The organism is Candidatus Galacturonatibacter soehngenii, from assembly GCF_008830185.1.
Classification (GTDB): domain Bacteria; phylum Bacillota; class Clostridia; order Lachnospirales; family Lachnospiraceae; genus Lachnotalea; species Lachnotalea soehngenii.
The window spans coordinates 43872-58636 of record NZ_WAGX01000008.1 but is presented as its reverse complement, the minus strand read 5'-3'; the positions used below and the strand labels follow the sequence as shown (position 1 = coordinate 58636).

Annotated in this window: 10 protein-coding genes; 7 read left to right on the top strand and 3 right to left on the bottom strand. The window is 34.3% G+C overall.

The annotated features are described in order from the left end of the window. Window positions 1–90 precede the first annotated feature (90 nt). Both F7O84_RS17385 and F7O84_RS17380 read left to right on the top strand, forming a co-directional pair. Window positions 91–3846, top strand: a complete 3756-nt coding sequence (locus F7O84_RS17385; RefSeq protein WP_151148221.1) for an Ig-like domain-containing protein — start codon at window positions 91–93, stop codon at window positions 3844–3846. A 301-nt stretch (window positions 3847–4147) separates the two neighbouring features. Then, entirely contained in the window at window positions 4148–5092 is a 945-nt protein-coding gene (locus tag F7O84_RS17380; protein WP_151148219.1) for a C39 family peptidase, read from the top strand. 71 nt (window positions 5093–5163) lie between these two features. Here the strand turns inward: F7O84_RS17380 and F7O84_RS17375 are convergent, their stop codons facing one another. Both F7O84_RS17375 and F7O84_RS17370 read right to left on the bottom strand, forming a co-directional pair. Beyond that, complete coding sequence (locus F7O84_RS17375) at window positions 5164–6645, bottom strand: UxaA family hydrolase (RefSeq protein ID WP_151148217.1); 1482 nt, start codon at window positions 6643–6645, stop codon at window positions 5164–5166. An 11-nt stretch (window positions 6646–6656) separates the two neighbouring features. After that, on the bottom strand, window positions 6657–8150 hold the full coding sequence (locus F7O84_RS17370; RefSeq protein WP_151148215.1) for a tagaturonate reductase: 1494 nt from the start codon (window positions 8148–8150) through the stop codon (window positions 6657–6659). A 464-nt stretch (window positions 8151–8614) separates the two neighbouring features. Here F7O84_RS17370 and F7O84_RS17365 point away from each other — a divergent pair, with 464 nt between their 5' ends. Further along, window positions 8615–9616, top strand: coding sequence for a LacI family DNA-binding transcriptional regulator (locus tag F7O84_RS17365; RefSeq protein ID WP_151148213.1), 1002 nt, complete (start codon window positions 8615–8617; stop codon window positions 9614–9616). Window positions 9617–9674: 58 nt separating this feature from the next. Continuing rightward, window positions 9675–11081 carry a glucuronate isomerase gene (uxaC, locus tag F7O84_RS17360; protein ID WP_151148211.1) on the top strand — a complete coding sequence of 469 codons (1407 nt, stop codon included), beginning with the start codon at window positions 9675–9677 and terminating at the stop codon, window positions 11079–11081. A 72-nt stretch (window positions 11082–11153) separates the two neighbouring features. Here the strand turns inward: uxaC and F7O84_RS17355 are convergent, their stop codons facing one another. Then, a complete protein-coding gene (locus F7O84_RS17355; RefSeq protein ID WP_151148209.1) occupies window positions 11154–11369 on the bottom strand; it encodes a hypothetical protein in 216 nt (71 codons plus the stop codon). A 177-nt stretch (window positions 11370–11546) separates the two neighbouring features. Here F7O84_RS17355 and F7O84_RS17350 point away from each other — a divergent pair, with 177 nt between their 5' ends. The 3 genes from F7O84_RS17350 (at window position 11547) to F7O84_RS17340 (ending at window position 14759) form a co-directional block, all read left to right on the top strand. Then, a complete protein-coding gene (locus tag F7O84_RS17350) occupies window positions 11547–12269 on the top strand; it encodes a lysophospholipid acyltransferase family protein (protein WP_151148207.1) in 723 nt (240 codons plus the stop codon). 132 nt (window positions 12270–12401) lie between these two features. Then, window positions 12402–13187: an alpha/beta fold hydrolase gene (locus F7O84_RS17345; protein ID WP_243140949.1), complete on the top strand. Its 786-nt coding sequence runs from the start codon at window positions 12402–12404 to the stop codon at window positions 13185–13187. 3 nt (window positions 13188–13190) lie between these two features. Then, entirely contained in the window at window positions 13191–14759 is a 1569-nt protein-coding gene (locus F7O84_RS17340) for a Mur ligase family protein (RefSeq protein ID WP_151148205.1), read from the top strand. Window positions 14760–14765 lie beyond the last annotated feature (6 nt).

The following is a 14765-nucleotide window of genomic DNA, read 5'->3' as shown; positions in this document are numbered from 1 at the left end:
CGTTAGTACAATAGTGTTATTATAAAAACTAATAATTTATAAATTATTAGACACTATTAACAATTATGTAAAACAGGGGGGAAACAAGAAATGAAAAAGTTATTTTCAAGAGCCGTTGCCGTACTTCTTGCAAGCACTATTGTATTCACAAGTACGGGATTATCGACATTTGCAGCTAATTTTGATCCAAAAACTGCAAACGTTTTCATTGATAGCTCTGATGAAACGAATGATTCCATCACTAGTGATAATACCACTACAGATTCGAATCCAACTACGCTGGATACGGATTCAAGCTTGGAATCTGATACGCCAAATTCAAATGAAGCAGATATGCAAGATACGACCGACAACACAGAGGTATCTACCGATAGTCCAAGCAAAGATTCCAAACTACCAACATCTGATTCAGACTCTTCCAATGAAAATACTCTTGACAATTCATCTACATCTGATTCAAAATCAGAAGTAACTGACAATGAAGATGTAACGATTGGAGATGAACAATCTATGGCAACTAGTGAGCAACTTAGCTCATCTACTGTAGAAGCAAATAAAGCTTTAAATGAAGCTCCAAGTCTAACTTGGAATAGCATTACGTTTGGTCAATCAACTGACTTAAACTTTAAGTCCACAATTTTGCCTGAAAAAATTGGAACGCAATATGCTAAGGAAATTAAAATCAATGTAGTTGATTCATCTGATAGCAGCGCCACACCAGTTGAAAAGGATGCTGTAGTCATTGAAAGTCGTGGTGGTAAAATTGCAAATGCACACGATGGATTAACTTTTTACTACACCACTTTATCAACTAGTAAGAACTTTGTTCTAGAGGCCAAAGTATTCATCAATCAATTCGGACCAGAATCTGATGATGAAAATGATAATGGTACTCCTAGCAAGCAAGAGGCAATTGGTATCATGGCCAGAGATATTCTTGGAAGCGCAAGACAAGAACCAATGATTGACGGTTATGAAGAACTACCTGCTGCTTCTAACGTCGCTGCAACAACGGTAGTAGCTAACGATAAGAGTCACACCACTGCATTAAATATATCCTCTTATCAAAGAAATGGTGTGTTTTATCCATATGGAAATGCCCATATCTCATATAAGACAACAAAATTTGCCCAGATAAATGCAGCAGGTGCAAAAGTTGTAACACAAGACATCACACCAGCTGATGGCAACTATAAGAGCGATGACTTTTTTACTCTTCGTTTAGAACGTAAAGATGATACATTTGTTACTACATATATAGATGCTGAAGGGAATGAAAAAACGGGAAGTATTGATGATCCTCACCGACTTGCTGTCATTGATGAAGAGAATATGTATATTGGATTTTATTCATCTAGAAATGCAAAGGCAACTTTTACCGATATTACCCTAACCACTTCGGATGCAAATACTGCTCCATGTTCTTTTACACCTAGTGCATATAGTTTATCGTTTACTAATCTATCAAATACAGAAACTAGCTCAAAGGATTATACCGTTGCTTTTCGAGCAAACTTTGATGGTACAGTAGAAGTAATTCAAGATGGTTCTGTCCTTGAAGCAGCTGGAAATGTAAATGCTGGTGAAATTTATGAATTATCAACAACGCTGAATCATGATACCACCAATTTTGTTATTAACTATACTTCAAGCCAAGGCTCTAAAAATGAAAGCTTTACCGTTACAAAGAATGAGGCTTATCAAAAAGACCTTTATGTATCTGTTGACGGTACAAGCAGTGGAACTGGCGATATCGACTCACCACTTGATTTAACTACTGCACTTAACTATTTATCTGAAGGCTATACCTTATATCTTAGAGAAGGTACCTATGGAGCCCTTGACATTTTAAGTACTATGTCTGGTAGCAGTAAAGGAAGAAAAACATTAGCCGCTTACAATAATGAAACTGTTGTTTTTAGTGGAAACTCTTATGTAAAGGCTAGTTATTGGACAATACATGGAATTTCTATTACAGGTTCTAATTCCGCAGGACTAAGAGCAACTGGTAATGATAATATCTTTGAATATTGTAAATTCTATGAGAACCTAGACACAGGCTTTCAATTAGGTATGGGCTCTGATTCAGATCCTCTTACCTGGCCAGAAAATAATACGATACGCTATTGTACATCCTATAATAATGTTGACCCATCAAGTATTAATGCTGATGGATTTGCGGCTAAATTAGGCGTTGGTAAAGGTAATCTGTTTGATTCCTGTATTTCTTATAATAACGCAGACGATGGATGGGATTTGTTTAATAAACTAGGCGATGCAAAAAACGAACCTGTAACCATTCAAAATTGTGTTGCTTATGGAAATGGAAATAATGGATTTAAGCTAGGTGGAGAAGGTTATGCAGTAAATCATATCATTACAGACTCCTTAGCATTTCATAATAATTTAGATGGTTTCACAGATAACTTTAACACTGGAATTTTAACAGTTAGAAACTGTACTTCAGTTGATAATTCACGCTATAACTATATCTTCCGATTTAATCCATATGCAAATGCAAATGAACAGAGTGTTTTCACAAACAACATTTCCTTTAGAAGTAATTATGATTCTGATTCTGTTGCAGATTATATTTCAGGAAAAATTGAAAACTCTTACTTCTTTACAAGCGAAAATGACACCATAACTGCAAACGATTTCAAAAGTGTGACCACTCCTACTTCTTACGAAAGAAATACAGATGGAACCATTCACTTTGGAGACTTTATGCGTCCAACAAAGACAAGCTTTCTTGCAACAAACGGAATAGGCACTGCACACATCGGAGCCATTCCACCGACAAGTACAGAACCTGATGTTCTTGTGACTTCTGTTACTTTTGATAAAACGAGTGCTTCACTTAAAATAGGTGAAAGTTTATCATTAAAAGCAACTGTTAAACCAGAAGATGCCACCAATAAGGCTTTGACCTTTATCTCTTCTAACCCTAACGTTGCAAGCGTTGATAGCAATGGGTCTGTGTTGGCACTTGCTAAAGGTAGTACTACTATAAGCGCAACTTCAAAGGATGGAAGCAATATCACTGCATCCTGTACGATTTCGGTAGTGCCAAATACTGTATCCGTCACTTCTATTGCACTGAACAAAACTATACTTGTACTTGCAAAGGGTGCCAAAGAGACATTATCAGCTAGCATCACTCCTGAAAATGCTACCAATGGATCTATTACGTGGTCGAGCGCCAATGAAAAAATTGCAACTGTTGATGCAAATGGAAAGATAACTGGAAAATCTTATGGTACTACTACCATTACAGCTAAATCGGCTGAGAATTCTAGTATTATTGCAACTTGTAAGGTTAGTGTGGGGTATAAAATTACCTACAAATTAAATAAAGGGAAAAACCACGAAAAGAATCCTTCGGCCTACTACAAACAAAAAGTAAACTTATATTCACCTACCAGAAAAGGATATGTGTTTAAAGGCTGGTACACGGATAGTAAGTTCAAAACAAAGATTACTTCTATAAAGAAGAATAGTACCAAAAATTATACGCTTTATGCAAAATGGGAAAAAGTTAAAAAGCCTTCAGCTCCAACGTTAAAATCAGTTTCCAACACAAAAAACAAAAAAATGAAGGTAACATTAAAATCTTCTGTATCTGGTGCAAAAGGTTATGAAATTACATATGCAACGAACAAAAAGTTTTCGAAAAATAAGGGTACTGCAACTATTTCAAAAGCATCGACTCTTACTAAAACAATATCAAAACTAACAAAAGGTAAGACCTATTACGTAAAGGTTCGTGCATATAAAACAGATTCTGCTGGTAATAAAATATATGGCAAATATAGTAATACAATTAGTATAAAAATTAAAAAATAAAATTCATTGCATATTATACTGAAAGGGGCGTATCCAATTACTGGATCGCCCCTTTCGGTATAAATCAAGATTCTACTTAAACAAATATAAATCCAACCATTGCATCATTAAAAAAACGATACAAGAACAAGTTTCCTTGTATAATAAATTGCTTTCACAGCATATGTGTATAACTTAATATCTTCTTAACTTTTAATTAAGAAAACATTTCATTGAGCCCTTCTTACGAGTGTACTATAATGGTTACAATAGCTTAATTTGCTAAGTAACGCTTAAATAACTAGGGGATGACTGATAAATTATGAATACATATAATCCAAATCGCAAAAAGAGGAATCGTAAAAAAAGAGCCCTTCGTAAAATCAAGAGAATACTTTGGACAATCTGTGCAATCCTAATTGCTTTTAATATTGGCTATGCTATGGGAAAAAGAAAACCTAAAGAATCCATAATAACCTATGCTCCCATCATCGAAAAAGAGGAAAAAGCAAATATACCTGTACAAACAGCACCAGAGCTTGTAAAAGTATCCGCACCAAAAGATTATACAGATGAGGAGGTCTTACAAAAGTTAAATTCACTCGTCGCAGATGAAAGATATGAAAAAATAGTTTCTAATATGGATGACTATCCTGAGCCTCTCCTTAAGAATCTAGCAAATAATCCTGAAATGATCTCCTTTGTGGCAAACTATAAGAGTCTGAAAATGAACCCTTCAAAGGGAAGTATTTCGCAAGAAGAATTAAACGAAAAATGTCCACTTTTCTTACAGTGGGATGAACGCTGGGGTGCTATTTCCTATGGAGACGAAAGTAACATTGCCGTAAGCGGATGCGGTCCTAGTGCTCTTGCTATGGTAATTGTAGGGCTAACACATAATCAGGATGCAACGCCAGATGCTCTTGCCTCCTTTGCCATGAAAAAAGGCTACTATATGTCAGGAACAGGTACTAAATGGTCACTAATGACAGAAGGGGCTGCCGAATATGGTCTTTCCTCAAAAATCATTGACACAAATCAAACTCAGATGGAGCAAAACTTGGACAAAGGAGGATTTTTAATTTGCTCTATGGGAAAAGGAGATTTTACTTTAGCTGGACACTTTATAGTAATTTATGATTATGACCAAGACGGCTTTAAACTAAATGATCCTTTTTGTATCTATCGAAGCAAACAAAGCTGGACCTATGACAAGTTAAAAAGCCAAATAAAAAAAATATGGGTATTAAAAGATAAGATGGCCTAGTGAAATAAGGGACTGTTCATGTATATACATTACAATGAACAGTCCCTTACTTTCATCTCTTTTTTAATCTACTATAAAGTAACACCTTTTTTGAAAATTGCCATGTCATGGAAGCCAGCTTCCTCTGCATGCACTTTTTTGCCTGATGCAACTGCTATGACATAATCAAATAACTCTTTCGATAATTGTGGCATATCTTTTCCCTCAATTAACTCACCTGCATTAAAATCAATCCAATTTCCTTTTTTTGCAGCAAGCACAGAATTACTAGATATCTTAACCGTTGGAACAGGTGATGCAAATGGCGTTCCTCTACCCGTTGTAAATAAAACGATATGAGCACCAGAAGCTGCAAGCGCTGTTGCTGCAACCAAATCATTTCCTGGAGCACTAAGAAGATTCAATCCCTTTTCCTTTACAACCTCGCCATACTCTAGAACACCTTTTACCAATGCACTACCTGATTTTTGCGTACAACCAAGAGACTTGTCTTCTAAGGTTGAGATTCCACCCTTTTTATTACCTGGTGACGGATTCTCATATATGGTCTGATTATGGTCTGTAAAATATTTTTTAAAATCATTGATTAAATTAACTGTCTTATGAAACAGTTCTTCATTAGCACAACGGTTCATTAATATCGTTTCTGCACCAAACATTTCAGGAACCTCGGTTAAAATGGTAGTTCCACCTTTTGATATCAAAATATCTGAAAATGCTCCAACTGTTGGATTTGCTGTAATTCCTGAAAGTCCATCTGAGCCACCACATTTCATTCCTATTATTAGCTCTTTTGCACTTATTTTTTCTCTTTTGAAGGTTCCAACATAGTCCGCTAGCTCTTCGATTAAAGCAAGAGATTCTGCAATTTCATCTTCACTTTCTTGCGCAACTAAAAATTTTACTCGCTTTTCATCGTATTCACCAATGTATTCTTTTAGTATTTCGATATGGCTATTCTCACAGCCAAGTCCTAACACCAAAACACCGCCAGCATTTGGGTGGTTAATCAAATCAGCAAGAATCTTTCTTGTATTTTCCTGATCATCACCCATCTGGGAACAGCCATATGGATGAGGAAACGCAATAATGTCTTCCACAGTTCCTTGTACAAACTTTTGTGCTCTTTTTTCAATCGAAGTAGCTACGTTATTCATACATCCAACGGTAGGAATAATCCATATTTCGTTTCGAACGCCAACTTTACCATTTGGTCTGTTATATCCGTCAAAAAATACTTCTTCTGTTTTTACTTCTTCCACTAATTGTGGTTGATAGGAATACTCTAGCAAATCTCCAAGGCCTGTCTTTACATTATGAGTATGAATCCAGGCTCCTTCTTTGATGTCTTCTTTGGCCAATCCAATCGAAGCACCGTACTTCGTAATAGGTTCTCCTGCCTGAATGGCCTTTAATGCAAATTTATGTCCTTGTGGTACATCCTCTAATAGTACTACTTTTTGTCCTGCAACTTCTATCTCGCGGTCTTTATCAAGTGGCTTTAGTGCTACTGCCACACTATCGTTTGGGTGAATTTTAATAAATTCTTGCATAATACCCCTCCTTATTTTACGAGCTCTTCTACAACAGCTCTCATTCCTCTTGCTCTGATATCCGCAATTTGTGACGCAATTGTGTCAACTAAACCTTCGATTTTAGATAAGTCTTCTCCACCAAAGAATTTCGTATTGCTTAAATAAGCCTTCGCAAACTCTTCTGGGGATTTCGCCGAATTTTCTTTAAAGAAATCAAGTACAAATTTATCATCACGGATATAATATTTTTCACCATTTCTATCGCCAACTAAACAAACTCCACCATTTACTTCTCCTTCTTGTGTTGTTGAATAAAAGCTCATCAACGCAGAAATTGAGAAGGTAAGGTATTTTGGAAGTTTATTGAATTTATTTACATAACCAAGGAAGGATGGCATACAACGAGCTTCCCATTTGGATACAGAGTTTAAAGAAATATCCAATAATTTATGCTTTACAAAAGGATTTTGGAATCTTTCAATTACCGCTGCTGCAAACTCCTTGCAATCTTCTTCTGTTAAGGATAGAGTAGGGATTACTTCATCATATAATGTTTCTTCCATAAACTTACGTACTGTTTTATCATCCATTGATTCCTTTACAATATCATTGCCAGCCAAATAAGAAGCCAATACAAAAGAAGTATGAGAACCATTTAGGATTCTAACTTTTCTCTCCTTATATGGATGATGGTCTTTTGTAAATACAACATTTAAGCCTGCTTCCTCAAATGGAAGTTCTTTTCTAAGGTCTTCAAGCGAAAGATTTTTGTCACTTTCAATTACCCATAAACCAAAAGTCTCTGCTGTTACAATGAGTTGATCTTCATAACCAAATTCTTTGCATAATTCTTCCGCTTCGTCTCTTGGATATCCTGGAACAATACGGTCAACTAAGGTTGGGCAAAATGAACATGCGTTATCAACCCAATTCTTAAACTCTTCACTTAAATTCCAAAGTTCTATAAATTGCATAATGCATTTTTTAAGTTCAATTCCATTATCTGCAATTAACTCACATGGAATCACAATTAACCCTTTATCTTTTGCACCATTAAACTTTTCAAATCTTTGATATAATAATTTTGTTAGTTTTCCTGGAAACGTCTTTGGCGGGCAGGCTTCAAATTGATCTGTCTCATCATAAACGATACCAGCCTCTGTTGTATTGGATACAACATAACGTAATGTATCTGTTAATGCATACTCTACATATTTTTCATAATCCTCGATTGCAGCAACCGCATCTACTACGGATGTTATAATACGAGTTACTTTCTTAGGTTCACCATTTTCAAATCCTCTTAATTGAAGAGTATATTGACATTCCTGATTATGAAATCTTTCAAGGCTGCCAAACTCAATCGGTTTAACGATAACAATACCACCATTAAAATCGGTCTTCTCATTCGCAACATCAAACATATAATCTACGAATGCTCTTAAAAAGTTTCCTTCACCAAATTGCAGAACTTTAACTGGTCTTTCTACTGCTTTTGAAATTTTTTTGTTTAATAATTCCATTTTTTCACCTCATGATATTTTTTACTTTTATGGTTTCAATAACCTATCTATAGTATACTGCCATGCTTGCAAGGGAAACTGTAAAAACCGAATGAAAATTTCTTGTAAGCACTTACATTTATATTTTACATTTTTTTCGTTTTAAAGTCAACTTTATCTTTTGTTTTTTCCCAACTTTTAATCTATATTGCTGTTTTTTTTGTAAATTTTTAAAACTATTTTGTAAAAATTGATTCGTTTTACTTGAAATATAAAAAAAAACATTATATAATAAATTAATTGATTGTAAGCATTTACATTCACTACTTTCCGTTTGTTTCTATTTTTCAAAAACACTGTCTTTATGCGTTAAAAGAGGGAAGGTAAAACAATTAGAAAGGAAATTTGCAAACACCAATCTATATTATTTGTGTTTGCGTCTCAAATATACATATTTTATGTTGCTTGAGACCTGGTACCAAACTATGAACATATATGATATATCTAAGGCTGCTGGTGTTTCAATTGCCACTGTTTCAAGAGTTATAAATGGCAGTTCCAGTGTGACTGAAAAAACAAAACAAAAGGTTCTTTCTGTTATAGAGGAATATGGATATACCCCTAATGCATTTGCTAGAGGACTGGGTTTAAATACCATGCAGACAATTGGTATTATGTGTCCAGATTCTTCAGATCCTTATTTGGCTGATGCAATCTATTATTTAGAGCGTGAGCTTAGGCAAAATAATTACGATTCTATCTTATGTTGTACGGGCTATCAGCTTTCAACCAAAGAAAAATATTTAAAGCTTTTACTTTCAAAGAGAGTGGATGCTGTCATATTAATTGGCTCTAATTTTATAGAAGCGAATGATAAAAACAATAAGTATATTTATGATGCTTCCAAGGAAGTTCCTGTCATTTTATTGAATGGATATTTAGAAGGGGCTAATATTTATAGCACCTCCTGCGATGATTATCAAGCCGTATATGATGCAGTATCTTCTTTAATTAATTCTGGTATTCATAAAATACTTTATTTATTTCACTCTTTGTCTTATAGTGGAATAAAGAAATTAAATGGATATAAAGCAGCAATGACTGCACATAATTTAGAGCTTAAAGAAGAATATATGCAGCAATTTTCTGGAACAATACATGAAACGAAAGGTTTTTTATTAAAACTTAGAGAAGATGGCGTAGAATTTGATGCCATTGTTACTTCCGATGACAGCTTAGCTGTTAGCGCAATCAAATATGCAAAAGCATGTAATATATCTATCCCTTCACAGTTAAGTATCATTGGCTATAATAATTCTATTATGGCAGAATGCTGTGAACCTGAACTTACCTCGGTGGATAATAAAGTTGAAACTTTATGCATTCAATCGGTCAGCACCCTAATGAGAGTCTTTGAAAACAGTAATGTGCCTGCAAAGACTATGTTCTCAGCTGATATTGTAAAGCGCGCAACTACACGCTTTTAATATATAAATGTTAAGCAGAAAGCATTTGCTTTCTCATTGTATAGGAGGAAAATAACAAATGAAACAATTCATGGACAAAGACTTTTTACTTACTACTTCAACAGCACAGACTCTTTATCACGACTTCGCTGCCAAAACACCTGTTTTAGACTATCATTGTCACATAAACCCAAAGGAAATCGCAGAGGATAGAAAATTCGAAAATATTACTCAGGTATGGCTAGGTGGCGATCATTACAAATGGCGTCAGATGCGTTCTAATGGCGTAGATGAAAAGTACATTACAGGAGATGCAACAGATAGAGAAAAGTTCCAAAAATGGGCTGAAACCATTGAAAAAGCAATCGGTAATCCTTTGTATCACTGGAGTCATTTAGAACTTCAAAGATATTTTGGCTACACTGGACATTTGAATGCGGATACCGCAGAAGAAGTATGGAATTTATGTAATAAAAAATTACAAGAAGACTCCATGAGCGTTCGAAACATCATCAAACAATCCAATGTAACTTTAATTTGTACAACGGACGATCCAATTGACTCATTGGAGTGGCATAAAGTAATTGCCGAAGACACAAGCTTTGACGTACAAGTTCTTCCTGCTTGGAGACCTGACAAGGCAATGAACATCGAAAAACCAGATTATTTAGATTATTTATCAAAATTAAGTGATGTAAGTGGTATCAAAGTAACAGACTTTGCATCTTTAGTAAAAGCGCTTGTAAATCGTCTTGACTTCTTTGCTTCTATGGGATGTAAAGCAACCGATCATGCTTTGGAGTATGTAATGTATTATCCTGCTACTGATGCAGAAGTGGAAGCAATTTTCGCAAAAAGAGCGAAAGGAGAAGCCGTTACAAGAACCGAAGAACTTCAGTTTAAAACTGCTTTTATGCTTGCTATGGGTAAAGAATACCATAAACGTAATATGGCAATGCAACTTCATTACGGATGTAAGAGAGATAATAATGTATTACGCTTTAACCAACTAGGTCCTGACACTGGTTTTGATTGTATTAATAACTTTGCTCCATCCTCTGAAATGGCAGACTTTTTAAATGCATTAAACGCATCCGATCAACTTCCAAAAACAATTTTATATAGTCTAAATCCAAATGACAATGCATCCATTGGTACTATCATTGGATGTTTCCAAGATCCTTCTGCTGTAGGTAAAATTCAGCAAGGTTCTGCATGGTGGTTTAATGATCATAAAACAGGTATGACAGACCAAATGATTTCTCTTGCTAATTTAGGCTTACTTGGTAACTTCATTGGTATGCTTACGGATTCAAGAAGCTTTTTATCTTATACAAGACATGAATATTTTAGAAGAATTCTTTGTGAATTAATCGGAAACTGGGTTGAAAATGGAGAATATCCAAATGATGTAAAAGTGTTAAGTAAAATGGTTCAAAACATTTCTTATAACAATGCAGTTTCTTACTTTGGTTTTGACCTTTAATATATAAGCAGTATATTTTCATAGATACGGCCAAGCAAACTCTTTGAGTGCTTGGCCGATATTTTTACAAATTTAGCAAAGATTTTTAATAAGTTCAAGTGGTCGAAAGGATACTTCATATGCACTCTTAACATATTGTGCACTGTTTTCATATAAGCCTTTTTGGTATGTATGATTGTCATTCGTTTCAATCACTTTTGTTATTTTTTTTACCGTTCTCAATCTTGCAATTACATTTGGATTATAATAATAACTATCATAAGTAGTAACTATAGCTGATATTCTCATATGCTTCTCCTTTCGCCTAATCAATCCCTATCATTATAGTTTATGCATGAAGTGCAATAAGTATGTTTATGTTTTATGAATGAAGAGCAGACAACAAATCTATCACTAAAATAAACTAACAATTTATGATAATTCGTGATATAATAACGTTTGAAAAAATAAATAACGGAGGATTATATGATTCGATTTATTTTAGTTGCAATATTTTTAGTTACTTTTTTAATACTTAGTATCCCTATTCACTTGGTGGAATGGCTGATTGGTAAATTCAATCCTGATTTTAAAAATAGAAGCTCTCAAAAAATTGTACAATGGGCATTTAAAGTAATCCTGTTAATATCAGGTGTAAAATTAACCATAAAAGGATTTGAAAATATACCAAAGGATAAGGCAGTACTCTATGTTGGTAACCACAGAAGTTATTTTGACATTGTAATTACTTATGCATTAGCACCTAATTTGACTGGCTATGTAGCCAAAAAAGAAATGGAAAAAATACCACTATTAAATACTTGGATGCGATATCTTCACTGTCTATTCCTTGACCGCGATAACATCAAAGAAGGCTTAAAGACAATTTTAACAGGAATTGAATATATTAACTTAGGAATATCCATCTGCATTTTTCCAGAAGGAACTAGAAACAAAGAAGAAACGATGCTCCCTTTTAAAGAAGGAAGTTTAAAAATGGCAGATAAAACAGGATGTCCAATCATCCCTTTTGCTCTAACAAATACACGTGACATTTTTGAGAATCATTTTCCAAAAATCAAAAGAACACATGTTACTTTAGAATACGGTACACCAATTTATCCAAAGGAACTTGAAAAAGAAGACCGTAAATTTCTTGGTGCGTATACCAGAAATGTAATTGAAGAAATATACCGTAAAAATGCGTAAATATAAATAGCATTTTTTACATGATATGGAGCAATATTCTCCATTTTTTTTGAGTTAATGTGGTATATACTTATTATAGGCAAAGACTGTTTACTTTTTTGTAATACTCTGTTTTATTATACTTTGAAAGGAATGAATTTATTGAATATTATTATTGATAACATAAAAACAAATTATGTGGTTGAGGGAGAAGGAGAAACTATTTTGATGCTTCATGGCTGGGGCTCAAACTTAATGCCGTTTCAACCTTTAATCAAACACCTTTCAAACTATTATAAGGTTTATGCTCTTGATTTACCTGGCTTTGGACAAAGTGAAGAACCTAATACCCCTTGGTGTGTGGATGATTTTGTACATTTTATTATTTCATTTACAAAACAAATGGGTATTACAGATGCTATCTTAATTGGTCATTCCTTTGGAGGCGAATGTATTATAAAGCTTGCTAACATTCCCACTCTTCCATTTCAAATCAATAAAATCATTTTAATGGGTTCTGCGGGAATCAGACACCCTAAGACAATGAAACAGAAAATGAAAATCCGCATGTTTAAACTTGGTAAATGGTTTTTAAAACTAAAACCAATTCAATTACTTTATCCAGATGCCTTGGAACAATTTCAGTCCAAAAGTGGTTCTGCTGATTATCGTTTGGCCACTCCACTCATGCGCCAGTCTTTTGTCAAGGTAATCAATGAAATACTAGATGAAAGTTATTTTACAAATATCAAGCCATCTACACTTTTAATTTGGGGTGAAAATGATACTGCCACTCCTCTTTGTGATGGTCAATACATGGAAAAGACAATTCCAGATGCTGGGCTTGTCACAATCAAAAATGCAGGCCATTATGTATTTTTAGATCAGGCTTTTACCGTTCATAAAGTCATAGATTCATTTTTAAATATTAAGGAGTAAACAATGTTAAATTATATTTTATCACTCGGTTATATTATTGCCTTTACATGGTTATTTACGATACTTCTTCTTTATCATATGCATATGTTTCAATTAAACTCCTATAAACCAAAAGAGCATCGCACATGGCTTAAGGCCAAGGACAATTTAAGAAAGCAAAGACTTTTGATTCTACAGTTTGTAATTGTTGCTTTGATTGGTGTTTTAAGTGGTAATATTGGAAAAATATTAGGTATTGCTTTCTTTTGCTTTATGGCGGTGATGAATAAACCTGCTAAAGCAAAAAAACCACTCGTTTATACCCCTCGTGTGAAAAGAATGTTACTTACTTCTTATATTATATACCTGATTCCATTGCTTCTTTATGCATTTATTTTTTCTAATACGAATACCATTGCAGTGTTACTATTACTAATTGGTATATTGATTCCTTATTTTACTTTGCTATCTAATTATGTGAATCGACCAATCGAAACTTCGATTAATAATCGGTTTATCAACGAAGCAAGAGATATGATAAATGCAATGCCCAATCTTACAGTAATTGGTGTTACTGGAAGCTATGGAAAAACCAGTGTTAAATTTTATTTGCAAAAGTTGTTATCTGCCAAATATAACGTGTTGGTTACACCTGAAAATTTTAACACCACCCTTGGCGTTGTTCGAACGATAAGAGAACATTTACGTGCGACTCATGAAATATTTGTTTGTGAAATGGGCGCAAAAAATATTGGTGACATTAAAGAAATCTGTGATTTGGTTCATCCTACACATGGTGTGATTACCTCAATCGGGCCTCAGCATTTAGAAAGTTTTCTAACCGTTGATAACGTGATTAAGACTAAATTTGAACTCGCAGATTCCGTATTAGGCAAGGGAAAAGTATTCTTAAATTATGATAACGAGTACATTGTGAATCATAAAATAGAAAATGATATCGTAACTTATGGGGTTCATAATGAATCCAGTGATTTTCATCCTTACGATGTTCGTTCTTCCAGTAAAGGCTCAACCTTTAAGCTAAAAGATGAGTCTGGAAAAGAGTGGGAGTTTACTACTAAGTTAATTGGAGAGCATAATGTACTAAACATTGCTGGTGCAATTGCGATTGCCTATACTTTAGGAGTGCCAATGGATGCACTTGCAATTCAAGTAAGACGTTTAGAAGGCGTTGCCCATCGTTTGCAATTAATAAAGGGAAACAATTCACTAATTATTGATGATGCTTATAATTCCAATCCAAGTGGCGCCAAAGCAGCCCTTGATACACTAGCTACCTTTGAAGGTATTAAAATAGTGGTTACTCCTGGTATGGTTGAGCTTGGAACCAAGCAGTATGAATGCAATAAGATATTTGGTACACAAATTGCGGCAATTTGCGACTATGCTGTTTTAGTCGGACCTAAGCAAACACAACCAATTCAAGATGGATTAAAAGAAATGAACTATCCTGCTGATAAAACATACATTGCAAAGGATTTAAATGATGCCCTTGCTTTTGTAGAAAAAATAAACACCAGCGGCATCCAAAAGGTTGTCTTATTAGAAAATGATTTACCAGATAATTATTAAGGAAAG